Source organism: Spirosoma sp. 48-14 (genome assembly GCF_001898575.1).
Lineage (GTDB): Bacteria > Bacteroidota > Bacteroidia > Cytophagales > Spirosomataceae > Spirosoma.
This window is the reverse complement of the sequence record NZ_MKUD01000070.1, coordinates 59,883-86,005: the sequence shown is the minus strand read 5'-3', so window position 1 is coordinate 86,005 and position 26,123 is coordinate 59,883. Positions and strand designations below refer to the sequence as shown.

General features: G+C 49.6%; 22 protein-coding genes. 16 read left to right on the top strand and 6 right to left on the bottom strand.

The genetic code is table 11. The features are described 5' to 3' along the window. Positions 1–21 precede the first annotated feature (21 nt). Together BGO59_RS29635 and BGO59_RS29630 are read left to right on the top strand one after the other, a co-directional pair. Positions 22–1,455, top strand: a complete 1,434-nt coding sequence (locus BGO59_RS29635) for a RagB/SusD family nutrient uptake outer membrane protein (protein ID WP_293690138.1) — start codon at positions 22–24, stop codon at positions 1,453–1,455. A gap of 146 nt (positions 1,456–1,601) precedes the next feature. Then, complete coding sequence (locus tag BGO59_RS29630; RefSeq protein ID WP_293690136.1) at positions 1,602–3,188, top strand: FAD-dependent oxidoreductase; 1,587 nt, start codon at positions 1,602–1,604, stop codon at positions 3,186–3,188. Positions 3,189–3,261: 73 nt separating this feature from the next. On the opposite strand, the gene BGO59_RS29625 is transcribed toward BGO59_RS29630, so the two are convergent. The 3 genes from BGO59_RS29625 to BGO59_RS29615 all read right to left on the bottom strand — a co-directional run bounded on the left by BGO59_RS29625 (position 3,262) and on the right by BGO59_RS29615 (position 5,938). Next, complete coding sequence (locus BGO59_RS29625; protein WP_293690133.1) at positions 3,262–3,849, bottom strand: Crp/Fnr family transcriptional regulator; 588 nt, start codon at positions 3,847–3,849, stop codon at positions 3,262–3,264. A gap of 324 nt (positions 3,850–4,173) precedes the next feature. After that, entirely contained in the window at positions 4,174–5,064 is an 891-nt protein-coding gene (locus BGO59_RS29620; protein WP_293690130.1) for an alpha/beta hydrolase, read from the bottom strand. A gap of 217 nt (positions 5,065–5,281) precedes the next feature. Further along, positions 5,282–5,938: a hypothetical protein gene (locus tag BGO59_RS29615; RefSeq protein ID WP_293690127.1), complete on the bottom strand. Its 657-nt coding sequence runs from the start codon at positions 5,936–5,938 to the stop codon at positions 5,282–5,284. Between the two features lie 293 nt (positions 5,939–6,231). Between BGO59_RS29615 and BGO59_RS29610 the strand changes: the two genes are divergently transcribed. The 8 genes from BGO59_RS29610 to BGO59_RS29575 all read left to right on the top strand — a co-directional run bounded on the left by BGO59_RS29610 (position 6,232) and on the right by BGO59_RS29575 (position 14,353). Continuing rightward, positions 6,232–6,783, top strand: a complete 552-nt coding sequence (locus BGO59_RS29610; RefSeq protein ID WP_293690124.1) for a DUF4468 domain-containing protein — start codon at positions 6,232–6,234, stop codon at positions 6,781–6,783. Position 6,784: 1 nt separating this feature from the next. After that, positions 6,785–7,285: a hypothetical protein gene (locus tag BGO59_RS29605; protein ID WP_293690121.1), complete on the top strand. Its 501-nt coding sequence runs from the start codon at positions 6,785–6,787 to the stop codon at positions 7,283–7,285. A gap of 192 nt (positions 7,286–7,477) precedes the next feature. Then, positions 7,478–8,443, top strand: a complete 966-nt coding sequence (locus BGO59_RS29600) for a YihY/virulence factor BrkB family protein (protein ID WP_293690118.1) — start codon at positions 7,478–7,480, stop codon at positions 8,441–8,443. Positions 8,444–8,629: 186 nt separating this feature from the next. Next, positions 8,630–10,327, top strand: a complete 1,698-nt coding sequence (locus BGO59_RS29595; RefSeq protein ID WP_293690115.1) for a sodium/solute symporter — start codon at positions 8,630–8,632, stop codon at positions 10,325–10,327. Between the two features lie 189 nt (positions 10,328–10,516). Then, positions 10,517–11,080, top strand: coding sequence for a cyclic nucleotide-binding domain-containing protein (locus BGO59_RS29590; protein ID WP_293690112.1), 564 nt, complete (start codon positions 10,517–10,519; stop codon positions 11,078–11,080). A 150-nt stretch (positions 11,081–11,230) separates the two neighbouring features. After that, on the top strand, positions 11,231–11,692 hold the full coding sequence (locus BGO59_RS29585; RefSeq protein WP_293690109.1) for a hypothetical protein: 462 nt from the start codon (positions 11,231–11,233) through the stop codon (positions 11,690–11,692). Positions 11,693–11,989: 297 nt separating this feature from the next. Further along, on the top strand, positions 11,990–13,231 hold the full coding sequence (locus BGO59_RS29580; RefSeq protein WP_293690106.1) for an MFS transporter: 1,242 nt from the start codon (positions 11,990–11,992) through the stop codon (positions 13,229–13,231). Between the two features lie 261 nt (positions 13,232–13,492). Then, positions 13,493–14,353 carry a hypothetical protein gene (locus BGO59_RS29575; RefSeq protein WP_293690103.1) on the top strand — a complete coding sequence of 287 codons (861 nt, stop codon included), beginning with the start codon at positions 13,493–13,495 and terminating at the stop codon, positions 14,351–14,353. A gap of 68 nt (positions 14,354–14,421) precedes the next feature. Here BGO59_RS29575 and BGO59_RS29570 read toward each other — a convergent pair whose 3' ends face one another. Both BGO59_RS29570 and BGO59_RS29565 read right to left on the bottom strand, forming a co-directional pair. Beyond that, complete coding sequence (locus tag BGO59_RS29570; protein WP_293690101.1) at positions 14,422–15,933, bottom strand: amidase; 1,512 nt, start codon at positions 15,931–15,933, stop codon at positions 14,422–14,424. Between the two features lie 169 nt (positions 15,934–16,102). Continuing rightward, on the bottom strand, positions 16,103–16,561 hold the full coding sequence (locus tag BGO59_RS29565) for a response regulator (RefSeq protein ID WP_293690098.1): 459 nt from the start codon (positions 16,559–16,561) through the stop codon (positions 16,103–16,105). A 316-nt stretch (positions 16,562–16,877) separates the two neighbouring features. On the opposite strand from BGO59_RS29565, the gene BGO59_RS29560 reads away from it, so the two are divergent. The 5 genes from BGO59_RS29560 to BGO59_RS29540 all read left to right on the top strand — a co-directional run bounded on the left by BGO59_RS29560 (position 16,878) and on the right by BGO59_RS29540 (position 23,744). Next, entirely contained in the window at positions 16,878–17,594 is a 717-nt protein-coding gene (locus tag BGO59_RS29560; protein ID WP_367120210.1) for a ferritin-like domain-containing protein, read from the top strand. A gap of 14 nt (positions 17,595–17,608) precedes the next feature. After that, positions 17,609–18,409 carry a ferritin-like domain-containing protein gene (locus BGO59_RS29555; RefSeq protein ID WP_293690092.1) on the top strand — a complete coding sequence of 267 codons (801 nt, stop codon included), beginning with the start codon at positions 17,609–17,611 and terminating at the stop codon, positions 18,407–18,409. 294 nt (positions 18,410–18,703) lie between these two features. Beyond that, positions 18,704–19,393, top strand: coding sequence for a DUF1080 domain-containing protein (locus BGO59_RS29550; protein ID WP_293690089.1), 690 nt, complete (start codon positions 18,704–18,706; stop codon positions 19,391–19,393). A gap of 95 nt (positions 19,394–19,488) precedes the next feature. Next, positions 19,489–22,362: a PVC-type heme-binding CxxCH protein gene (locus BGO59_RS29545; protein WP_293690086.1), complete on the top strand. Its 2,874-nt coding sequence runs from the start codon at positions 19,489–19,491 to the stop codon at positions 22,360–22,362. A 119-nt stretch (positions 22,363–22,481) separates the two neighbouring features. Next, positions 22,482–23,744 (top strand): VCBS repeat-containing protein, encoded by a 1,263-nt coding sequence (locus BGO59_RS29540; protein ID WP_293690083.1) that lies wholly within the window; start codon positions 22,482–22,484, stop codon positions 23,742–23,744. Between the two features lie 83 nt (positions 23,745–23,827). Here BGO59_RS29540 and BGO59_RS29535 read toward each other — a convergent pair whose 3' ends face one another. Next, positions 23,828–24,670: a LysR substrate-binding domain-containing protein gene (locus BGO59_RS29535; protein ID WP_293690080.1), complete on the bottom strand. Its 843-nt coding sequence runs from the start codon at positions 24,668–24,670 to the stop codon at positions 23,828–23,830. A 104-nt stretch (positions 24,671–24,774) separates the two neighbouring features. Here BGO59_RS29535 and BGO59_RS29530 point away from each other — a divergent pair, with 104 nt between their 5' ends. Further along, complete coding sequence (locus tag BGO59_RS29530) at positions 24,775–26,118, top strand: proton-conducting transporter membrane subunit (protein WP_293690077.1); 1,344 nt, start codon at positions 24,775–24,777, stop codon at positions 26,116–26,118. The last annotated feature ends 5 nt before the right edge of the window (positions 26,119–26,123 follow it).

Here is a 26,123-nt window from a genome sequence, read left to right as displayed (position 1 = left end):
CGAATAAATCCGATGACTGTCATGAACCGAATCCTATATCTACTCACCTTTCTAAGCGGCCTGCTGGTTACGGGTGGTTGCCAAAGCAATCTGGAAGAAGTTCCGCTTAGCTTTTTGAGTGAATCCAATTCATTCAACAATGCAGCCGATGCGACTACGGCTATCAACGCTGTTTACGACCGGGCCAAAGCCATTTACCAGATGCCCATGATCATCCTGGGCGATTTAAGCGGAGAAGACCTCTGGGTCCGCAGCGATGGCGATCCGGTCGCTAACGAAATCGACCAGTTCAAATACACGGCTTCTACCACCTACTTCGATAGCTTTTATACCAACTCCTACGTTACCATCGACCGGGCCAACCGAGTGATCGAAAACGTGCCCAAAATTCAGATGGACACCAAGTTGCGGGATCAGATTGTGGGCGAAGCCAAGTTTCTCCGGGCGTTGCATTTCTTCAATCTGGTTCAGGCATTTGGCGATGTGCCGCTGGTGGTAAAAACAACGACCGATGTGGTCAACGTCAAAATACCCCGCGACCCAACCGAGAAGGTATACCAACAGATCATTCAGGATTTGCAGGATGCCGAAAAAGTGCTGCCTGTCAGTTATACAGCCGCTGGCGAAATTGGCCGGGCTACTGTCGGAGCCGCCAAGTCGATTCTGGCCAAAGTGTATCTGACCCGTAAAGACTGGACCAATGCGGCTACCAAAGCGAAAGAGGTGATCGACGCGAAAACCTACAGCCTGGTGCCGGATTACAAAGATGTATTCACCCCGGAAAAAGAAAACGGACCTGAGCACATTTTCTCGATTCAGTTTAGCTGTATCCAGCCTAAGTACGGCAGCTCGATGGCCTCAAATTTTGCCATTTATTTCAGCTATCCCATTAACCTGACTGGAGGCTCATTTCAGGTCACCGACTCGTACGCCAACTCGTTCGTAGCGGGCGATTACCGCAAACAGGTAGCCGTCATCACGCAGAAAACCCTGGCCGACGGTACAGTGGTGCAGTCGCGTACGGGGCCACACCTCGACAAATACTGGGACTATAATGCCTGTGGATCTTCGTCGGCTCGCAACAACTTCCTGGTCATTCGTTATGCCGATGTACTGCTCATGTATGCCGAAGCGCTGAACGAACTGAATGGGCCCAGTGCCGAAGCGTATAATGCCATCAATCTGGTCCGGGCGCGGGCACGAAAAGGCGCTACGACGGGACCACAGGATCTGACCGGACTAACACAGGCTCAGTTTCGCGACGCGGTATTGCAGGAACGGAGCTGGGAACTGGCAGGCGAAGGGCATCGTCGGTGGGATTTGCTTCGGACGGGTAAATTACTGGCAGCCGCCCAGAAGCAGGGCTACGCAATAACGGATAAATACCTGCTTTTCCCAATTCCGACGTTTGAACGGGATGCCAATCCGGCCTTAACGCAAAACCCTGGCTTTTAGTAACGCGGGTGGAAACCCGCGCTATCTAGTTAAGATCGCGGGTTTCCACCCACGTTACTACAGGCGAATTCACCTAGTCGGCCATTAATGGCTAGCTGACTCTTATCTGTTCCATTTCTATCATGCAGTCAACGAAATCAGTTATTATGAAATCCATTCTATCACTCTGTCTGATGCTGCTCTGCTGGACATTCCAGTCGTTTAGTCCGCATCAGGCAACCACGTATGATATTGTCGTTTATGGCGGTACGCCCAGTGGAGTCATTGCCGCTGTAGCAGCCGCCCGCGAAGGTGCTCGTGTCATACTGCTGGAGCAAACCCGGCACGTAGGCGGCCTCAACACCAGCGGCATCGGTACAGCCGAATCCGAACACATGATTGAAGAAACTATTTCGGGTCTACCGCTGGAATTTTATCAGCGATTAGGCAAGTTTTATGGTATCAATGGGCCTACGTTTTATTTTGAATCACACGTTGCCGAAAAAACGTTTCTCGATCTGCTGAAAGAAGCCAACGTAACGGTCGTGTATGATGCCTTTGTGCAGTCGGCAACCAAACGAGGGACGACGATCCAGTCGATTACCTTAACCAACGGTAACCGCTACACAGGCTCCGTGTTTATCGACGCTACCTACGAGGGGGATCTGATGGCCAAAGCTGGTGTCTCGCATACACATGGCCGCGAAAACCGGGAACAATACGGCGAATCGCTGGCGGGGGTCCGGTTTATTGACACGCCCATCGATGCCTCGCCTTACGACGACAAGGGCAAGCTACTTCCCGGCTTTGTCGAGCGATCTACCTTAACGGAAGGACAGGCGAGTGATCGGGTGATGAATTACAATTTCCGGCTCATGATGTCGACGCATACCGACCGTCGTCCGTTTCCCAAACCGGCCGCGTATAACCCCAAACGGTACCTGTTGCTCACCCGGTTGCTCAAAAACCATCCTGAAACAAAACTGCGCGATATCATCGACCTGTATGCGTGGAATTATCCGAAGGGCAAATTTGAAACCAACAACAAGCAGAAAGCAGTCATTTCGCTTGGGCATTTCGGCGGCAATGTCGATTACCCGGAGGCCAGTTATTCCCGCCGGAAAGCAATCTACGACGACCATAAAGCCTGGACACTGGGGCTGATGTATTACCTCGCCAACGACCCGTCGGTCCCGGACGCGTTACGCCAGGAAACAGCTTCGTATGGGTTCAGTGCCGATGAATTTACCGACAACGAAAACTTCCCGTATTACCTGTACGTACGCGAAGCCCGGCGCATGATCGGTGCCTACATCCAGACGCAGAAGGATATTCTGGACGAACGAACGAAACCCGACGCCATTTGTCTGGGATCGCACTGGATCGACAGCCACCACGTACAGCGGGTAGCCGTCTCGAAAACCCAATTTGTTAATGAGGGGCGCATCTGGGAGTCGATTACGCAGCCATACGAAGTATCGTACCGGGCCATTACGCCTAAACCGAACGAGTGTACCAACCTGCTGGTTCCAGTATGTGTATCGGCTTCGCATGTGGGTTTCTGTTCCTTGCGGGTCGAATCGACCTGGATGCAATTGGGCAACAGTGCCGGTATTGCAGCGGCTATGGCGTTCCGTCAGAAAAAAGCCGTTCAGCAACTAGCTACCAGCGAGTTGCAAACTAACCTACGGCAGAAAGGTGTCATCATCAGCGTCAATCACCAGACCTGGAATGGTACTAAAGACATAAAATAAAGCTGTGGTTTTGCTGAAGTAGTTGCTCTTGTGGAGTCGGTTTCTCAAAACCGACTCCACAAGAGCAACGCGCTCAACGGCCTGCCATTCGTTTGCGAATTCGACTCAACGAAGGCCCCTGAATACCCAGATAGGACGAAATATGATACAGTGGGATGGTATTGTAGATTTCAGGATGTTGGGTAATGAGATCGAGATAACGCTGTTCTGGCGTCTGAAAGAGAAAATCCTCGGTGCGGGTCATGGCAATAGTAAACGCTTTTTCGGCCACCAATCGACCGAACCGCTCCCACTGATGCGACTGCTGATATAGCTGCGTCAGGTGATTAATATGAATGTACAAGATCGTCGAATCAACCATCGATTCCGTATGGTAGTTGCAGGGCGTCTGATTAACAAAACTCTTGTACGATACGACAACCTGGTGCTTCGAAAGGAAGAAAACGTTCTTCTCCTCCCCCGTCTCGCCATTCACGCAGTACGCCCTGAAAAAGCCATCCAGCACAAAGCCCAGATGCTTACACACGTTTTTGTACTCGTTATAGAACTCGCCTTTGCGGTACTGCTTCTTTTCCCAATAAGGCAGTGAACGGGCAAATTCAACCTCGTCGATACCAGCAAATTCGTATAATGCATATTTCAATAAGTCGATGTCGGCCATATACACTGTTCGCTCTGAGCACTTTACTGTAAATATAGAAAATTAGAAGAAGCCCAAAATCACTCAATTTCAGCAGAAACAGTGAACATATAGCTGCTTATTTCAATCTCAAATAGGCGCGGTACTCATCATTATCTAAAGTAAGCCCATCCTTGGTTCGCTGAATAAAGTATCGGTTTGTCTTAAGCCCGCCATTTTCCATACGGGCAAACGTAAGCGAATCGCCTTATATTTATCGGTTCATTCCGCTATTTATCTGATTTTCAGATTTAAAAGGGTTTCAGGACGTTATTTCGTAGGGCATCGTGCAAACGATTGGTATTTTCAACGTTTTGCCCCGACAAAAGCCAGCAAATCGCGGTAGATGATGTTGTTTTTCCAGAACAACTGCGTAACCATGCCCACATGTTTTTTATTGGGCATTCTGGTAAATTCATGGTTAACTCCCAGCGCCTGGAGTCGCTGAAGAAATTGCCCGGTACTTTTGATGATGCTCGGATACGTTTGATCACCTACATAGACCAGCATGGGGGGTGTATGGGCTGTCAATGAATATAAGGCCGACACGCTCCGCCAAACGTCCGGCTTTTTCCCGAAAGGAATCAGGTACTGCTCATCGTTAGGGTAGTCCATTCGACTGAGGTAGTCGAACATATCTAACCCGGCCGGATCATCGAGAATCACTCCTTTCACAGGATTGGGCGACATGCCCACCTTAGCCAGAATCTGGTCGTCGGTAGCCAGTAAGGCGGCTAACCCGGCACCGGCCGAATGTCCCATCAGAAAGATACGTGACGAATCGCCCCCGTATTCGGCGATATGCTGGCTCACCCAACGAACGGCCTCTGCACAATCGGCCGCCATATCGGGCACTTCAACAGCGGGTGCCAATCGGTAATTGATCAGCACAGCCACTACACCTAGTTTGGCCAAACGGCGGCCTATAAACGCATAGATATTCTTGTTGCCACTGTTCCAACTGCCCCCGTGAATAAACATGACCACAGGCTTTGGCCGGGATGGATCGTCGGTAGGCGCATACACATCCAGACTATTGCGCTCGGCATCAAAACCGGGTGCGTTGATTGGTCGGTAAGGAATATCGTTGATGCGTCGGCTGGAACGGGCAATGGCGTATTCATTCACCAGGATCAGCACAACAATAAGAACAAACAGTATAAGGGGAATTTGCCAGAGCAATCGCAAACGAGACATATTGGACAACCTCACCATAAGGAATCGGTCGCTACAAACAGCGACGGCTACATGGATGATACGCCAATATATACCCCAAAAACCATGTCGTGGATTAATATTTTTTAATTCTATCGGTTAAAATCTTCATTCTGCGCTATAAGGCTGTTTTTAACTTTCACTCCGTGAGATAGACCGGGTGGTCGTTTGCCTCGATTTACCACAACCCAACCAACTTTTATTCCTTCGAACATAGTTGGTTGTAGGAAGCCACCATTTCGCCAAATTCACGCCAGCTACGACGAGTGGCTGATGGGTAATTTCGAATAAACGCCGGGCAGTCGCCAAAGAGTTTTTCGTGAACGACTTCCATATCCCCCCGTTTGGCTACCCAGCTTTCCTGTCCATTTTTGAGTACGATATAGCTAAAGTCCTGATAATCGGTCTCGACGGTGAAATTACCAAAGGTATATTCGGTCATTTTCTTCCAGCCTGCGGCATCAAAATACAGGGCCACACTACCGCCGAACGGAGTTAGTCGCTCCAGCAGCATCGGCTTCCCGTTCCGGCGCGGATTAGGTACCCGTTCAAAAACAACCATTTCCCGCTGACGGGGAATGTATCCCGTGGAATACGAAAATTCAGGAATCCACTGGGCAACCAACCGAAGGTCATCCCCTTTCAGTTTGATCTTATCAGTGTCACTGGTACGAATCAGAATACTGGCAGGCGAATCGTTTATCAGCGAGCCTACCCGTACCTGCCCACGAAGGGTATCGTTCTGGAGCGTAACCACATAGCCATCTGTCCACATAGTGATTGCCCCCAAGGGGACATACTGGCCAAAACTGGTGCTGCCGATTAGCAGAAAGACTATATACACAAACGGTTTCATGACTTGATACGATTAGCTGTTGCTCAAAACTAGCGAGTTGACCATACGACCGAAACGCCCTTTTGGCTGAACTGTCGAATAAGCCGGATGAAGTGTGCCAGTAGCCCAACAGAATACGGTTGTTTTCCCGCAACTTATTGGCTCGGGGCCACCTGTTACCAACTCCAACTGGCCTGCCGCCTGCCCAACAGGCTACCTTTACATCGGTTTACAACCCTTCCTCTTTTTTAACGTCCTGGGCAACCAGAGGCCCCTGCTGAACAGTCATTCAACTTATTTGAACAACAACCCTTATGAACTCCCTCTTTCTTACCGTTTTGGCCGCCGGATTATTCCTTGTTGGATCAGCGCAGGCCCAATGCCCGCCCACACTGACGAACGGAAAGTTACACGGCATACTACCCGTTATGAATCAGGCCGTCACCTATACCGACGTCGTTGATTGCGGTAGCGTATCCCAGGTCGAGTTGTTTCGTAGAGCGCGTTTATGGATTATGCAATCAAGCCATTCGGCAAACGATAACGTTTCGCTGAGTGACAGGGAAACAGGCGACCTGGTCGGTCGTATGACGCAGGTAGTGACATTACCCCGCTCGGAGAGTTCGGCTGGGGGTGTGTATTCGTTCCGTTTCAGTTTTATGGTAGAATGCACCAATCGAAAATACCGGGCCACCATTACGCAAATCACAGTTGAGGATACTGGAAACGCTCGCTCGACACCCATCGAGCTATACTGCCAGAAAGGCGACAGAGATCTTCAGGCGATTTACGCAGAGCTGGACAAACAGGTTAATCATACGCTGGCTCTATTGCAGGAAAACGTAAAAAATTACAAACCGTTTTAATATGAACCGTTTGCTCCCCTTTTTGCTAGGGCCTGAACTCGTTTGGGTAGGTTTATTAGCAATCACCGGGTTATTGATTTCATTCAGCCAACCGCTGCCGCCAAACGATCACGACAAACTACTCAATGCAGGCTGGTTTTTACCGGGCCTGGGCGTGCTGCTCGCATTCGCTACACTGTACTGGCTTCCGGGTGGACAATGGTGGTGGCTCTTTCGGGTTGGACTAGCCAGCCTGGTCGGGATTTTCCTGGTGGTCAATTTCCTGTGCGAAGCTGCCGTATACAACGACAGCCGCGATTCAGGGATTGGCTCTGCCTATATGCTGTTTATTGGACTGGGCATCAGCATGTTGGTCATTATCGGTTTTATTGCTGCCATTTGTTTCATTGCCAAATGGCCATTTCTGACCATTTTTAAATGGATGCTTATTGTGCTGGGCGCTCTGGTGGTTTTAGGTAGCGTTATTGGCTGGCTGGCTTCATTTGGCAGCAACAAATCCTGACTACTCGATCGGGGCGTTTGCCATCCGATTTGCACGCATTCATTAACCTTCCTCCAAATTAGTCAACAGTTTTGCCTAGAAAACGCGGTTGTTTGCCAACAACCTGGCTGTATTCAAGTTATTTCGGTACGTATTAAGAATATACCATTGGTCAATGCATGACCAAAACCGATTATAAGAAACAGCAATCGTATGGCAACGAAACGGGTGAATCACTTCTTTTCAGATGCCTGGATTGTACTCCGCGATTCGTTCAACGGCTTTCTGGACGATCGTTGTTTGAAACTGAGTGCAGCCCTGGCTTATTATACTGTTTTTTCGCTGGCTCCCCTGCTGGTACTGATCATGTCGCTGACCAGTATTTTTTTGGGTGAAGAAGCCATTCGTGGGCAAATTTTTGGTCAGCTCAACGGGCTGGTCGGCAACGAAGCCGCCAAGCAGATCCAGGACATGATTAAAAGCGTGGGGCTGTCGGGCAAAACCAATACAGCGCTGGCCATTGGAATTATTACGCTGGTGATTGGCGCCACCAGTATTTTCATTGAGATTCAGGATTCGGTTAACCTGATCTGGCGGGTGAAGGCTAAACCTAAACGCGGCTGGTTAAAACTGATCAAAGATCGGCTCCTGTCGTCATCGCTGGTGGTGAGCCTGGGGTTTCTACTGCTGGTATCGCTGGTCATCAACGGGCTGGTGCTGGCGTTGAGCAATCAGCTGACCCGTTTACTACCGGGCCTGGGCGTGTACATTGTCATGGCGTTTAATTTCCTGCTCAGTACATCTATCATTACGATTTTATTCGGCATTATTTTCAAGGTGCTACCCGATGCAAAGATCGCCTGGAAGGATGTGCGACTGGGGGCTGTATTTACGGCATTGCTGTTTATGCTGGGTCGTTACCTGATTGGCCTCTACATCGAAACCACCAGCACCAGTTCGACCTACGGAGCGGCTGGGTCACTGATCGTTATCCTGACCTGGATTTACTACACGGCTGCCATCCTGTATTTCGGAGCTGAGTTCACACAAGCGTACGCCAATCATTTCGGCATCCGCATCGAACCGGCCGATTATGCTGTGTATGTCGAACAAACCGAACGGGAGCGGGACGTATCCGAAATTCCGATCGAAAAAAAAGTGGAACAGGCGAAGCAGTAGTTTTTGGTTTGAGGTTTGGTACTGGTACGCCTGCTATCAGGCGCAGTCAAACCTCAAACCAAAAACTGAAAATATGGTATTGGATTGGCCAATCTCTAAATGATTTTAACATAAAGTAGTCCTATTTAGAGAAATAATCTTTTTTTTACACGCTAATTCCCAAAACCAACTTATCGCGCTGTTACAATGAACCAGCTTAACCAGACAGATTACATAATTTTCTTACTGTATTTTATCGGTGTTTCCTCCTACGGATACTGGATTTACAAACAAAAACAGAAAACTAAACTCGATACCAAAGATTTTTTCCTGGCTGAAGGGTCACTGACCTGGTGGGCCATCGGGGCTTCGCTGATCGCTTCCAACATCTCGGCTGAGCAGTTTATCGGCATGTCGGGCAATGGGTTTACGTTTGGGGTAGCTGTGGCTGCTTATGAGTGGCTGGCCGCTGTGGCCCTGATCATCGTGGCGGTGTGGTTTATGCCTATCTACCTCAAAAATCACATTTATACCATGCCGCAGTTTCTGAAAACGCGGTATAACGAAACGGTCAGCCTTATCATGGCTATTTTCTGGCTGTTTCTGTATGTGTTCGTCAACCTGACCTCTATTTTGTTTCTCGGTGCTCTGGCCATCAGTAGCCTGGTAGGGCCCTCGTCGTTCCATCCAATCGTTATTGGTCTCAGCATCTTCGCGCTGATCATTACGCTGGGTGGTATGAAAGTGATTGGGTATACCGACGTGTTTCAGGTAGTCGTACTGGTGATTGGCGGTCTGGTAACGAGCTACATTGCCTTAACGCTGGTGAGCCAGAAGTTTGGGCTGGGCAACGATGTAGTGGCCGGTTTCTCAGCCATGATGAAAGATGCCGACGACCATTTCCACCTAATTTTTGAAAAGCCGGGGCCGAATACATCACAGGTCGAAGTAAATAAATACCTGACTGTACCGGGTATTACGATGTACTTTGCAGGTCAATGGATTGTGAACCTGAACTACTGGGGTTGTAACCAGTACATTACGCAGCGTGCGCTTGGCGCCGACCTGAAAACTGCTCGTACGGGTATCCTGTTTGCAGCCATGATCAAGCTGTTTATGCCGCTGATCGTGATGCTACCGGGTATTGCGGCTTACGTACTGTATAAAAACGGTAGCCTCCAGAGCGAAATGGCTCCTGGTGGTAAACTCCTGGCCGACAACGCGTATTCGGCTATTCTGTCGTTCCTGCCCAACGGTCTTAAAGGGTTGTCGATGGCCGCACTGACGGCCGCCATTGTAGCGTCGCTGGCGGGTAAAGCCAACTCGATTTCGACGATTTTCACGCTCGACATCTACCACAAATACATCAAGAAGGACGCCAGCGAAAAGCAGTTGGTCTGGGCCGGACGAGTTACCATTCTGATCGCCATGCTGCTGTCTATTGCGTTGACCTGGAAAGATGCACTGGGTATCGGTCGTGAGGGTGGTTTTACGTTCATTCAGAAGTATACAGGCTACCTCAGCCCCGGTATTTTTGCGGTGTTCCTGCTGGGCTTCTTCTGGAAGCGTACTACGGGCGCGGCTGCAGTGGCCGGTATTCTGCTCGGCTTTGCGCTAACCACGTTGTTCAACAACTTTGCTCCTGAGTGGTTTGGTCACGAAACGATCCTGTATACGGCCTTCAAAAATGCGGATGGCGTATACGAGATTCCGTTCCTGGTAGCAATGGGTTGGGCGTTTTTCTTCACCATCCTGGCTATGGTACTGATTAGCCTGGCTGGTCCGGCGGTGAATCCGAAAGCGTTCAAGATCGATACCAGCATGTTCCGTCTGCCACCCACGGTCACAGCGATGATTACGGTTATTATGCTGATTTTGACAGTACTATACGTTCGTTTCTGGTAATTACCCAACATAATAAACAAAAACCAGATGTCTTTCTTCAAACAGAAAAGGCATCTGGTTTTTGTTTTTGGCCTTTTTGAATTGACACGATCGTCCAAAAAGGCCAAACCGATTATCAATCAACAGCTTAAACTTCTTCCTACTTTTGTTTTGATCGCTGATTTTAGATAATTCCCCCGGCCCTCCACGATGGAAAAACTAAAACGATATTTCGAGCGTATAGGCTTTGCGGGACCTGATCTGGAGAAAATTCTGGCTTCGTTACAATGTCGGACGTTCAAAAAGAACGACTTCGTTGTTCAGTTTGGTAAAACAAGCCGGCATATTGGCTTTGTGGAAAGCGGTATGTTCCAGTACTACGTGCTTAAGGATGGGGAAGAGAAAACAACCTACATTTCCATTGAAAATACGTTTCTGGCTTCTGTTTTAAGCTTCGTCAGCGAAACGCCCGCTCTCGAAAACATCAGGGCATTAACCGATGGCAGTATCAGCCTGATTAGTAAACCCAACCTACAGGCATTGATCAGCGAAGTTCCGCAGTTCAAGGATTTTTATATTAAGCTTCTGGAAAGCACCATCTGCGGTATCGATGCCAGCCGAATTGACCTGATCGTATTGACCGCTGAACAACGCTATGAGAAAATGCTCCGGGAAGAGCCCTTCCTTTTACAGCAAATTCCTCTACAGTACCTGGCCTCGATTTTAGGCGTAACTCCCCGGCACCTGAGCCGCATCCGTAGTACTATTCGATAACAATCAATCTACCCGAATACAATTTCTTCTGGCCTCAAGGGAGCGGTAATTTCATCGGAAAGTTACCGCTTCTTCTTTTTGGACATTTGTCTAGTAGCCTCATTTTTAAGCGACTGACCTTTGCATCGTCAATCGAAAACGAATAATCTCATGCAAATCAAACGGTCAATCGTCGCTCTTCTAGTGCTTGTATCAACTACTACTTTTTCGCAAAGTCGTTTTCCTAAACAGGAAATTAGCCTGAATGGCTTTCGCAATCCGTCGATCGGGCTGGAATACCGTCATCAGCAAGTGTCAGTACATGCAGGATACTACATCACAGCGCTGGAACCAGGCGTTACCACAAAATTTATGAAGGTTGGCTTAACGACCTGGTTTTTACCCGTTGGCAGAAAAGAAAATCCGTCTTCGTTTTACGCAGGTATTTCGTATTTGCGCGGTACAAACCTTGACTACAATGAACAAAATGCAATGGGCCTTGAAGCCGGGTTTCGCTGGATGGTCTGGAAAGGGCTAAACCTGCGAATTGGCGGCATTGCTCTACTAGCGAAAGACCACGATGTAAAAATAAATCCGACCCCAGGAATAAGCTATTCGTTTGTCATTCAATAAAGCCGTATAATCAGGGCGTTCGGTTAAAGTCCAAATCGGGAATACGGTGTGCATGGCAACCGCGCCTAAAAGGCAATACAGGCGAATTACGCGTAATACGACTAATAGCTATATTGAAGATACATAAAGCTGGATGCTTCGTTTATAACCTGCGAAAGTTTTTGATTTAAAAAATAGAACGCAGATGGTTAGGCTGATTATGATTTACGCGCAAAAAATCTGTGCGAATCATAATCGGCCTAACCATCTGCGTTCTATTTTTTGCCGTACATTCGACCTTATTATTCCTTACCTCTTATGTCGCCAACTGCTACCGTATCACCGTCAAACTCATTACGTCCACTTTTTGCATTGCCCGTTATTGTAGCCGCCCTGGGTTACTTTGTCGATGTTTATGATTTGCTGCTGTTCAACATCGTGCGGGTTCCGAGCCTGAAAGATATTGGCCTGTCGGAGGCTGACATCTCCATTATTGGCGGCAAAATTCTGAATTATCAGCAGGCAGGGCTATTAATCGGTGGCATTGTCTGGGGTATTCTGGGCGATAAACGGGGGCGGTTGTCAGTTCTGTTTGGCAGTATTATTACCTATTCGTTAGCGAATATTGCCTGTGGTTTTGTTCATGACCCTCAACTCTATGCTATCCTGCGGTTGATAGCGGGGCTGGGTCTGGCGGGTGAACTGGGAGCAGGTATTACGCTCGTCAGTGAGATTCTGCCACCGCATCTGCGCGGTTATGGCTCATCACTGGTAGCCAGTGTCGGTTTACTCGGGGCTGTCGTTGCGTATTTCACCGTTACCCTGTTCGACTGGCGCACAACCTATTTTGTTGGTGGTGGACTGGGGCTAGGCCTACTACTCATGCGGGTGAGCGTGCTGGAATCGGGTATGTTCAAACGGACGCAGGAAACAGGTGTCTCACGAGGAAATTTCTGGGCGTTGTTTCGAACCAGAACCTCGACGCTTCGTTATCTGCGCTGCATGGGCATTGCCGTTCCAACTTATTTTGTCATTGGTATTCTGGCTACGTTCGGCAACGAGTTTGGGAAGGCGTTGGGCATTGCCGAAGCGATCCAGCCAGGTCGTTGTCTGATGCTTATGTATGTCGGTACGGTGGCGGGTGATTTATTCAGTGGAATACTGAGCCAATGGTTACAGGCTCGCCGGAGTGCCATTGGTTGGATGATGGGGCTAGCCCTTATTCTGGTCGGTATTTATCTGTTCGGCGGGATAAAATCGACCAGCCTCTTTTACAATAGCTACTTACTGATGGGCTTCAGCATCGGCTACATCGCCATGTTCCTGACCATTACAGCGGAGAGTTTTGGCACCAACCTCCGTGCTACCGCTACGACCTCAGTAGCCAACAATGTCCGGGCTACCACCCTTCTAAGCATTCCGGCCTATCAGGCTATGAAGCCGTCGCTGGGCGTCATCGAATCGGCCGCTATCGTCGCCCTGATCTGTTTTGTACTAGGCTTCTGGTCCCTCTTCACGATGGAAGAAACTTATGGAAAGGAACTGGATTATAGTGAGTAAACTTATTAAACTATCGCATCACCCACATCCGTTCGTCAGCGATTACATCGCGGGCGAACAGCGATCTTTTTGGGAGGTAGCTGACTTATAGTGAGTAAGATTGAGGCTGTTTATTTTAAACGTCACAAAAGGCACATCATCTTAAAGCTTCATAAAACCATAGCATAGAATTTATTACATCTTCAAGTATTCATTTTTTACATTTGCGGGTTACTAAACAAGTAACCGCATAAATACTTTTTATCTATATACGTTTCACTTATGAAGTTCACGCTATACCCATTACTCAGTTGTTTAACCATTGCATCAGTCGTTTTTTCCTGCACGGATCACCGCTTCCCCGAATTGATCCCATCTTGTCCGATTGTACAAGAAACCATTAAGAAAGATTACACAGGGACTGGAACCCCACCTAACAGCGAAACGATTACGTTTGAAGGATCTACGTACGGGCTTCCGGCAGGCAAGCAAACATTTGTCTTAGCGCCTACAGAAACACATACCTACACCTATAATTCGCAGAAACTTCTCTCTCAGGAAAACATAGTGTATAACAGCTCCAATAGTGCGACCACCTATGAATATAATGTTTCCACGATTAAGCAATCTGAATTTACGGGAGGCATCCTTACCAAAGAGACCAGCTATTCATTGAACAGCCAGAGCCTGATCGGGTCCATTATCAATGGTAATACCACCTATAAATACGATGCCAATGGCTACCTTATCGAAACGACGGAACTCAGCCCGACGGGCGTTCAGAAGACGACGTATACGATTGATAATGGTAATGTGATCAAAAAGGAAATTACGAATCCAAACTTCAAGCTAACGACCGTATACACCTACGATCTGACCAAAGATAATCTGCCAGCCAAAAAACTCTTTGAAGGTCGTCCAAATCGAAACCTGCTCATTAAATCATCACAGGATTATCAGCAATTTGATGTAAATCTATACACAAACTTTACATCAACGTTTAGCTATACTTACGACAAGCAGGGGAAAATTCAACGAAAACTGGAAGTGATGCTTTATAAAAGTGGTGTAGGTGGTATAAATCCGAACGCTGCCGGAACCCCTTCCATCAGCACGACAGATTACACCTACGCTTGTCAGTAAACTACACACTACACAAAAGCCCATTCGCTCCCGGCTCGTCTGCGATACAATAGCGGACGAGCCGTTTGTTATAAACTCGGGCGTTTCATAAACCAGGGGCGTTCCTGCTCTAACTGGCTGGCCAGTCGGAATAAGGTGGCTTCGTCACCAAGTTTGGCGGCAAACATAACACCGATGGGCAAACCATCTGCCGACCAATGCAGAGGAACCGACATGGATGGCTGGCCCGTCATGTTGGTAATGACCGTAAAGGAAATATAACCCAGCGAGCGCTCGGCCAGGTCATCGACCGTTTTGCTGCCTTTCAGGTATTTTAAGCCACCCAACGAGTCAACCAGTTTGAGGAGCCGCTCTTCCGAAGCTTTGTTCTGAAATGTTCCGATGGCAATAGGCGGGCGGGGTAAGGTCGGTGTCAGGAACAGGTCGTAGGTTTCGTGGAGAGTCCCCATACTGCGGTTGAGTGTATTCCAGCGTCGTTTCTGATAGGCCAGATCAGCCGCCGAGAACCCTTCCGCCAGTCGGGCCTGCGCCCAGGTGTTCAGTTCGACATCGTCACGCCGAACCGGGCGCCCCAGATACTCACCCAGTTCGCGAAGAGTAGCGGCTGTTTCGCTCAGCACATTCACGAAGAAGGCTTCCGTGACGATGGTTTTCTCGTAAGGCAACGGAATTTCGTCAACCGAGTGCCCTAGCTTTTCCAGCAGTATAACCGTTTCCTGAACCGCCCGAATGCATTCTGAGTCAACTATTTGGCCAGGCATCAGGGGCTGGGTAGAGAACGCAATCCGCAACTTACCGGGCTCACGACCCACTTCGTCCCGAAAGGGGCGCTCAGGGGCAGGCAAAAAATACGGATCACCCGGCATAGGTCCCGCAATGGCATCGAGCAGCCGGGCACTATCCCGCACACTACGGGTAACAGCAAGTCCGGTCACCGCTCCGTTCCACAACTCACCAAAACGAGGCCCCAACGTAACCCGGCCCTTCGACGGTTTCAGCCCGAATAGTCCACAACACGAAGCCGGAATCCGAATGGAACCGCCCCCATCTGATGCCGTTGCTGCCGGAACGATACCAGACGCTACCGCCACCGCCGACCCACCACTCGAACCACCCGGCGAATGCGTCAGTTTCCAGGGATTTCGGGCAGGGCCGTACAGCTTCGATTCGGTATAGGGTGTCAGACCAAATTCAGGCGTATTGGTTTTACCAAAGAAAACTAATCCGGCGGCTTTCAATCGTTTAATCACTTCACTATCCACCGTCGACACATAGTTATGATAGCCCCGACAACCTGATTTCATCGGCGTTCCGGCCCATTCCAGCTCCAGATCTTTCAGCAAAAAGGGAACACCCTGAAAGGGGCCAGTCTCGGGCAACTCCTTTGTCATGGCCCGGCCTTTGTCGTACAGGGGTGTGACGATGGCATTGAGCTGTGGATTGACAGCCTCGGCTCGGGCAATGGCCGTTTCCAGCAACTCGGCCGGAGTTACCTCGCCCGTTCGGACAAGTTCGGCCAGGGCTGTGGCATCATGGGTAACATACTCGTCGAACGGCAGGGATCTGGGTGATGGTTGCATGAAAATAAGGCGTAGGAGAATGGCGAAGTCTGCTGATAACGAAAATACAGAATACGGCTAAATTCTACCCACGCTCGCCCAACCCATCCCAAAACTTCTTTTCCCCCATTCAATGACGCCCCCTGCAGAGTAAATCATTTTTTTAATGACTTTACGATCTGCCGTCCGTTTAATAGATCGAAAACTGAACGGGAGGCAGCGTAACGGTTTCCCACCAATAGGCTCGTAATTCGTTGAAATAAGCAACCCAGTCCGTGTAATCAATGGGCTTAACCAAATACGAAGAAACACCTGCGTGGTAGGCCTCCTCAACATCGAGATGGTCGTTGGATGAACTGAACATAATCAACGGTATCAGACTTACGGTCGTAGACATTGCCTTAATTTGATTCAATAGCTGCCACCCGGCTTCACGAGTTGGAAGGTACAAATCCTGCAAAATCAGTTGAGGTAGTTCCCATTCCTGCGTATTCCACTCCTGAAGTAGCTCAAGTGTTTCCTGTACGCTACTCACGTGCACAAGCGTCACCTCAGGAAGACAGTGTTGCATGGCCTTTTTAATTAATAGCCAATGATCTGAACTATCATCAATCACCAGCACTTTGGCCCGTTTGAAGTTTTGCCGCATACGTTATTCTTCAGTTAATGTTGGCATAAAGCAACTCTGTAAAATTAGCCAAAATCTACTGATCCAATAGTCTTATAGCTAATTATTACGTACAAATCATAGTATGATGGGTACTTAGTACATTAACAACCCTCTGCCTAGAGTTTCACCGAAAAATAGTGAGGTAATGGCCCGTCAGTCAGGATTTATCCGACCTTGTTTCAACTCATCCCACCGCTTGCTGAAAAGTCCCATTTCCTCACTTTGCATAACCTGTTAGCCCGAATTGGTGTAAGTCCAGCAGTACGAACACTTATTTATTTACTCAATGAAAAACATGCACAATCCTACGCAGACTGCGCCCGAGACGGCTTCCGTTCAACGGCGATCGTTTTTGCGAACTGTCGGAGCCGCAGCGGTCACCGGTGGTATTCTGACGGCCTGCTCCACAGCGGATCTTCAAGTAAGTCCCAATGGGGCACGGGCTGCGGCACCGGGCGACGTCATTACACTTCCCGGCGGTGATCTGGGCATCCTAAACTATGCCTTCGTTCTGGAACAGCTTGAAGCCACTTTTTACCAGATGGTGCTGGCGAATCCTTATTCGGGCATGACTGCTATGGAAATGCAGTTGTTCCAGGATCTACGTAACCATGAGGTTACGCACCGGGCCTTTTACCGGACGGCTCTGGGTGGTGCCGGTATACCCGATCTAACCTTCGATTTCAGCAGCATCAACTTCCGCCAGCGTACCGACGTCATGGAGGCCTCGCGCATGTTTGCCGAAGTAGGTACGGCAGCGTATACAGGTGGTGGTAAATACCTGACCGATCCCCAAAACCTGAAAGTAGCGGGGAAAATTGTTTCGCTCGAAGCCCGGCACGTAGCCATCATCCGCGAAATGGAATACATGAACCAAACGGCTTTCTCGGGCGAAAACATCGTGATGGACGGGTTATTCATCAAAATGGAGCCTTCAGAAGTACTGCCCAAAGCGCAAAAATATATCCTTGAAAAAATCGATGGTCGTAATCTGCCGACAGCCGTCGCCTAAACCCAGTTAAGCTCATGAACTTACAAAATCTATTCAACGAACTCGAACAGGTTGATGGCGACTTTATCGGACGGATGGAACACGTTTCCCGTCGCGGACTATTTAGTGCATTGACCAAAAAGACAGTGGCTGTTGCCGCACCAACCATTCTGGCCTCGGCACTCAATAAAGCCTACGGACAGGGTATGATGCTCCCCGACAATGTTGTGGATGTGCTCAACTTCGCCCTTACACTGGAATATCTCGAATATCGTTTTTACGACATCGGCAACAACCTGACCATGATTCCTTCGCAGTACAAACCTGCGTTTGAACTAATTCGTCGGCACGAAGAACTCCACGTTAAACTGCTGAAAAGTGTACTGGGGCCTAAAGCCATTTCGGAGCCGAAGTTTGATTTTACGGCTAAAGGGATGTTTCCGGATGTGTTCAGTAATTTCCAGACCTTTGCTGCCGTTTCGCAGGCATTTGAAGATACGGGCGTACGGGCCTATAAAGGACAGGCTCCAAACCTGATGAACGCCAAACCAATTCTGGAAACCGCTTTGCAGATTCACTCGACCGAAGCTACCCATGCAGCCCGGATTCGGTTCCTGCGCGGTCAGAAAGGCTGGATTCCACTGGCTAGCCCATCCGGTTTACCACCAGCCGTAGGCGCTATGGTCTACAAGGGCGAAGACAATGTAACCCAGAAGAACATCAATCTGGCGGGTATTCTGAATGGTCTGGTACCGCTGGAAGGCATTACCGAAGCCTACGACGAGCCACTTACCAAAGAAGAAGTGCTGGAGATTGTGAAGCCTTTCCTGACTTAATGGTTTCACAATAGCCCAATTCAAGTCAACCACGAGGACGCAAAGACGCTAAGAGCTATACATCAAACGTTTAGCTTTAGCGTCTTTGCGTCCTCGCCGTTTACAAAAAAGTACTCTATAGAGGCCGATTCAATCACTACCCAGGGAAGTACCTGATGTATTTTACGATGTGCGTAACTAGTTCCAACTGAGCTTAATCGATTAACGGATTCAATCATTTTCTTGCGTCTACATGGGGAGTTTTACCCGCATTGGTTGCTTTAGTAAGTCAACCAGTACGTAAACCTCGACAGCATGAACGCAAACGGGCCACATCGTTTTTTTGCGCAAGATTTATCCAGGCCGTTTCAGACCACATTGAGTACCTTGGTACTACTGATTATCAGTACATGTTCACTTTTCGCCCAGTCGAGCGTCAAGGCGGTTTCATTGTTTGATGGAAAGACACTGAACGGCTGGAAAACCGTTGACCCGGCACAGGCGAGTTGGTGGTCGGTGAAAGACAGCGTGATTCATAGTGGCGATGGGGTTAACAAGATACCGGAAAATACCTACCTGCATACCCTAAAAGAGTATGGTGATTTTGAATTCCGTTGTCTGTTTCGGCTTTACGGCGATCCTAAAACGGGGATGATCAACAGTGGCATTCAGTATCGGTCGATTATTGAGGGCAAAAAAATCATTGGGTACCAGGCCGATATTGGCAATGGTTTCTGGGGCGATCTGTACGATGAACACCGTCGGGAAAAACTGGTTGGTGGTGATCTGCGAACGCTCAAACACCTGCTGAAAGAAGATGGCTGGAACAGCTACATCATCCGCTGCAAAGGCAACCACCATGAATTATACATCAACGGTGTCAAAACCTGTGACTATACAGAGCAGGACAGTAAAATTCCGAACAAGGGCGTCATTGCCGTTCAAATTCACAGCGGTGGTGTCGCCCAGGTTGAATTTAGAGATCTGACCATAAACGAGTTGTAATGTTCTTTCTGACATGATTTACAGGATTGACATGATTTGTTGACTGAAAATCATGTCAATCCTGTAAATCATGTCAGAAACAAAAATCTATTCCTATGCCTAACTTCCGTTATCGTATACCTTCAGCGGTTGCGGCCTTCTTACTACCCGCAACACTTGTTTTAGCCCAATCGCCCAAAACCAAATCCGCGGCTCCAGACACGGCAAAAGTCGACCGGGAGTATGCATTGGAAGCCACTATGCTGGGCTTTTTCGCCAAGGACGGTGCCCGTAACCCAACTCTGAAAGCCAACAAAGGCGACCGGGTCCGCATTACGATCACCAATGGCGAGTTGATGACCCACGATATTGCTCTCGAAAAGCTGGGCATTAAGAGCAAGACGCTACAGGAAAAGGGAACCAAAGCCAGTATCACCTTCAAAGCCGACAAAAACGACACCTATTACTGTACTGTTCCGGGCCACCGGGCGGCTGGTATGGTCGGTAATTTCGAGGTGGTTGAAGGTTCAGTCAACGATGCCACTGTTGCCGGTCAGACACCCATGAAGAACGGTCAGCCACTCAACCTGAATTTTGAAACGGGCACGCTGAAAGACTGGACCGCGACTGGCAATGCGTTTAGCAACCCGGTTGTCGGACAGGATGACCCCTCGCCCGTTCATGAAAAAGACATGCACATCGGCTTCGATGGGAAGTATTTTCTGAGTAGTGGCGGCACGGCCAATGCCAAACAAACAGGCACCTTAACGTCTGTTCCCTTTACAGTCACGCAGCCCTTTGCTGCCTTCAAAGTGTCGGGAGGAGCGTTGCAGGATACCCGCGTCGAACTTGTACAGGCCAGCACCAACAAGGTTATTTTTCACAGCACCGGACAAGGCCGCGCCACGCTTCAGCCCGTTGTGGTTGATCTGCAACCGTATCTGAATCAGGACATTTACATCCGTATCATCGACAACGAAACGGGAATTTCGCAGATTCCGTACATTCCGCATGACAAGTGGGCGCACATCAATTTCGATGATTTCCAGTTTTATGCCACTCGTCCAACGTTTCCTAATGAGCTGAAACAGAAAGACATTATTATTCTACCTCCGCTCGATCCGGTCCTGAACGCGGGACTTTCGGGCGTCAAAGCGGCTCAGGCCATGACACTGCCCAATGGCTTTAAAATGACCCTGGCCGCTTCTGAACCCGACATTGTGAAGCCGATTTGCTTTACCGTCGACTGGCGCGGGCGGCTTTGGGTGGTCGAATCGCACACCTATCCCGTTCCAGCTCCCGAAGGCCAGGGCCGCGACAAGATTTTCATCTTTGAAGATACCAACGGCGACGGCACGCTCGACAGCAAGAAAGTGTTCATCGAAGGCCTGAATCTGGTCAGTGGTATGGAAGTTGGTATGGGTGGTGTGTGGGTCGGAGCGGCTCCGTACCTGCTCTTTATCCCGGCCGATTTCAAAACCGACAAACCGCTGGGGCCACCCCAAAAACTGCTCGATGGCTGGGGCCTTGAAGACACCCACGAAACACTCAACAGTCTGCGTTGGGGTCCAGATGGCTGGCTGTATGGTACCCACGGTGTGTTTACGCACTCCAACGTTGGCAAGCCAGGTGCCCCTGATTCGGAACGGACCAAACTGAATGCGGGGGTCTGGCGGTATCATCCAACCACACACAAGTTCGAACTCTTTGCCGAAGGAACCAGCAACCCCTGGGGACTCGATTTCAACGATTACGGTCATGCGTTCATAACGGCCTGCGTGATTCCGCACATGTACCACATGATTCAGGGCGGACGTTACCAGCGACAGGCCGGAAAACATTTCAACCCCTACACTTACGACGACATCAAAACCCACGCCGACCACGTACACTGGGTAGGTGAGCGTGGCCCTCATGCGGGCAATTTCCGGTCGGCCTCGGCGGGTGGCGGTCACGCTCATTCGGGTGCCATGATCTACCTCGGCAATAGCTGGCCACAGGAGTACCGCAACGATATTTTCATGAACAACATCAACGGAGCCCGGTTCAACAGAGACCATCCGGCCCGTTCGGGAACTGGTTATGCGGTGTCGCACAAGCCCGATTTTATTGTCATGAATGATTCGTGGTCGCAGTGGCTCAACTTTAAATACGATGCCAGCGGCTCGGTCTGGGTGATCGACTGGTACGACAAAAACCAATGCCACAGCTCCAATCCCGACGTGCATGACAAAACGATGGGCCGGATTTTCAAGCTCAGCCACGAGAATGACAAATGGGTGCAGGTCGATTTACGGAAGGCGTCGGATATGGAACTGGTAAAGGCGCAACTGAACCCGAACGACTGGTATGTGCGGCAGGCCCGGACCATTTTGCAGGAGCGTGGTCCGAACAAAAAAGTCCATAAGGCGCTGAAAGAGATTCTGGCCCAAAACCCCGACGCAACCCGTAAACTACGGGCACTCTGGGCCTTACACGTTACGCAGGGGCTAACCGACAAAGATCTGAACGACCTGCTTTCGAACGAAAACGAGTATGTACGGAGTTGGGCCATCCAGTTGCTAGCCGAAGACAAAACTGTTTCACCCGAAACCCTGAAACAGTTTGCTACCATGGCGCAAAACGACAATTCGGCAATGGTCCGACTGTATCTGGCTTCGGCAATGGGGCGAATTGATCCGGGTCAGCGGTGGGATGTACTGGATGCCCTCGTGCAAAAGGCGCAGGATAAAGACGACCATAACCAACCACTTATGCTGTGGTACGCTACCGAGCCGCTGGCTGCTGTCGACATGAAACGGGCGCTGGATCTGGCCCAGAAGTCGAAAATGCCAAAGCATCTGAACTACATGATTCAGCGAATCGGAGCCATCAATACCGACGACTCGAAAAAGCTACTGAAAGAGTTCAACGACCGTGTTGGTAAACTGGAGCATTCGCACGAAAATCACGAAATTCAGACATTGATTGCCAAAGTATTGGGTGAATAATTTAAGACCAACAGACCCGCACGGGAGTCCCCAACAGATCGTTATGATTCTTATGATTAATGATGATCTGCGTAAATCATAAGAATCATAAAAATCTGTGGTCTATAACCGATGAACTTATGAAAACAAAAATCATACTGAGTGGAACCATACTAGCCTGCTGGCTCACTACGGCTTACAGTCAGGATAAGACCTTAATGAAGGTTCGGGAGCAACAGGCTGCAGCTACCAGCACCGAGCGAGCTACCAAGCCAGTCGTTCCCGAAGGTAATTTCAAAAAAACGACACTTACCCGCGACTTCATCTCGGAGGGGGCTGCCGTGGCCGACCTGAACAAAGACGGCAAAATGGACATTGTAGCCGGCTATTACTGGTTCGAAGCCCCCAACTGGACCCGTCACGAAATGGCCCCTTCGCGCTCGTACGATCCGCGTAAAGAGTACAGTGATTCGTTTCTGAATATGGGCATGGATGTCAATCAGGATGGCTGGGACGATGTGGTCATTATCGACTTCCCCGGCAAGCCCGGCTTCTGGTTCGAAAATCCGAAGAACAATGCACCGGGCGAATCCACGCCGGGCGAATGGAAGAAACACATGCTGGCCAACTCGATGGGGATTGCCAACGAGTCGCCCGGTTTTATTGACATCGACGGCGACGGGCGGCTCGACATCCTTTGTGGTGATAAGGACAAAAAGCAGATTGTGTGGCTGAAAGCGCCCTCGAAACCCGGCGAAACAGAATGGATACGCTATCCGCTCAGCAAAGAAAACGTACCTGGCACCGAAATTTTCTCACACGGCATCGGCTTCGGCGACATTAACAAGGACGGTTTCAATGATGTGGTGATTCGGGAAGGCTGGTTTGAAGGAACGGCCGACAAAAAATCAGGCAACTGGGTCTTTCATCCGGCCAATCTGGGCGAGCCCTGTTCGCACATGCAGGTACTGGATGTAAACGGCGACGGCAAAAATGATGTAGTGAGTGCATCGGCACACGCGTTAGGTGTGTGGTGGCACGAACAAATCACCGATGAGCAGGGTCAGATCAACTTCAAGACGCACCTGATGAGCAACACAACCGCTCAAACCCACTCGTCGATCATGGCCGACCTGAATGGCGATGGCCGGAAGGATTATATTACGGGCAAGCGTTTTCTGGCGCACCACGGCCGTGACCCCGGCGACAGCGACCCGGCCATTCTGATGTGGTTTGAGTTTACGCCCGGTAAAGAGCCGTACTACAAAGAGCACATCATTGATACCGATTCAGGTTCGGGCCTGAACGTTACGGTTCACGACATGAATGGCGACCGGAAACCCGACATTATCGTATCGAACAAAAACGGGGTTTTCCTGCTTGAGAACAAGATTAAGAAGTAAAAGTTCGACAGGATTCACAGGATTCACACGATTTAAAAATCATGCAAATCCTGTTAATCCTGTCGAAATACCTTTTCATCAATTCAGTGTTTAAGTCGCCGAAGCACAAACTCTTCCAGCGTATTGATAGCCGCATTATTGGCCATGTGTTTGATTAACGACACATGCGTATCAGCCAATTTAGGCAACAACGTCGCATCAATAGCCTGCAAATCAGCAGGAATCATAGTCTGAGGCATCACCGAAACACCCATACCTGCCCGGACAGCCGCTACGGCTCCGGCATAACTCGGGCTTGAAAAAACCAATCGCCAGGCACGGCTCGACTGCTCAAGGGACTTGATAGCCGAAGCCCGGTACACACAAGGCTGGGGAGCCAACACCAGCGGCACCGGCTTTCCAGGATCAATCAGATTGGTATCCCCTACCCATTTGAGTGGCTCCGACCATACGTCCAGTCCATTAGGAAAATCCTCGGGACGATTCATCTTTACCAGCACCAGATCGAACTCATTCTGCTTGAACCGCTCGAATAAATTCAGCGTCAGATCGCATTCAATTTTCAATAGGATACGGGGGTGAATCCGCGAGAAATCCGCCAGAACGTCCGATAAGTACACGGTAGCAAAATTCTCCGGTAAGCCGAAGCGTACTTCCCCTTCCAGCTCGGGTTCTTTAAAGCGATCCAGCGCTTCGCGGTGCAAGGCAAAAATCTGGCGGGCATAGCCCAGAAAAATCTCTCCTTCGGGGGTAAGTGTAAACGCTTTCCCCCGCACCAACAGCAACTTCCCCAATAAACCTTCCAGCTTGGTCATCTGCTGACTAATTGCCGATTGGGTTCGGCCTACCCGGTCGGCAGCTTTAGTAAAACTCCCTGTTTCGGCCACCGCAATAAAACACTGGAGGGCAATGGTATCGATATTCATAAGATTCTCTAATAAAAAGTATTAGAATTTCGAGTTTTTCTAATATTAGAATAGCTAATACATTTGAGCGCTAAAACAAATATAACTTATAAACGAACACTCGAATGCTACTTTTTATCCTTGGCAACTTCTTTCATGTCGATAGACTGGCCCTGGTCATGATCACTCTGGTCCTTTTTATTGGCCTATGTGTGGGTAGTTTCGCCTACCGCTATCTGAAAGGGGATGGTCAATATCGGGCGTTTTTTGTCCGATTTAGTCTATTGATCGGTTCAGTCATTCTGATGGTTAGTGCGGATCATATGGGGCTACTGCTGGTAAGCTGGTGCGTTAGTAACGGGCTACTGGTTCGCTTGATGGTCCACAAATCAGGCTGGAAAGCGGCCAGAGCAGCTGGCTGGCTGGCTACCAGAAACTTTGCTTTGGGGGCCATCTGTATCGCCACCGCTTTTGCCCTGTTTTATCTGACCACGGGCGAAAGCAGTATTCAGGCGGTGCTTCGTCAGTCTGGTCTTTCGCCCCTGATGAGTCTGGCCCTCGGGCTATTATTGCTGGGTGCTATGAGTCAATCGGCCATCTGGCCTTTCCAACGCTGGCTGCTTAGTTCCCTCAATTCGCCGACGCCCGTTTCGGCCATCATGCACGCAGGTCTGATCAATGGCGGAGGATTCTTACTGGTTCGGTTTGCCCCGCTTTATCTACAAAGTCCTCTCCTACTAACGGGACTAGCTGTGATAGGATTTCTGACAGCGTGGCTGGGTACTTTCTGGAAGCTGATGCAACCTGATGTGAAGCGGATGCTGGCCTGCTCAACCATGGGTCAGATGGGATTTATGTTCGTTCAATGCGGCCTGGGTCTGTTTCCGGCTGCGGTAGCCCATCTGGTCTGGCACGGACTATTCAAAGCGTATCTGTTCCTATCTAGTGGGAGTGCCGCTCAGGAAAAACGGATCGACCTGGATTACCCACCTGGGCTTCCTGCCTTTTTCGGCTCGCTGCTCTGTGGGCTGATCGGTAGCGCCAGTTTTTCCCTTACCAGTGGAGAAACCTGGTTTGTCGGTACTACAACGCTTGTATTGAATGCTATTGTTTTTCTATCGGGGAGCCAGTTTGCCTTGCCTCTGCTTCGCGTTCAGCCATTGCGAATGCTACCCGGGGCACTCCTCGGTACGGCCCTGGCGGGACTGATCTACGGTAGCAGCGTACAGCTTATTACCGGATTTATGGCCCCAATGGCACTAATGCAACCACAGCCCCTGACCATCTTTCACATCGCTGGGCTACTCGTTCTCTCAGTGTCGTGGATAGGTATGCTCTTTATCAGAAAGCCAGCAAAAACCGGGGCGCTTCCCAAGTGGGCGCTAAAAAGTTACGTGCTGGCCCTCAATGCAAGCCAGCCCCACCCAACTACCATAACCACACACCGCAATCACTACCACTATCGCTAACAACA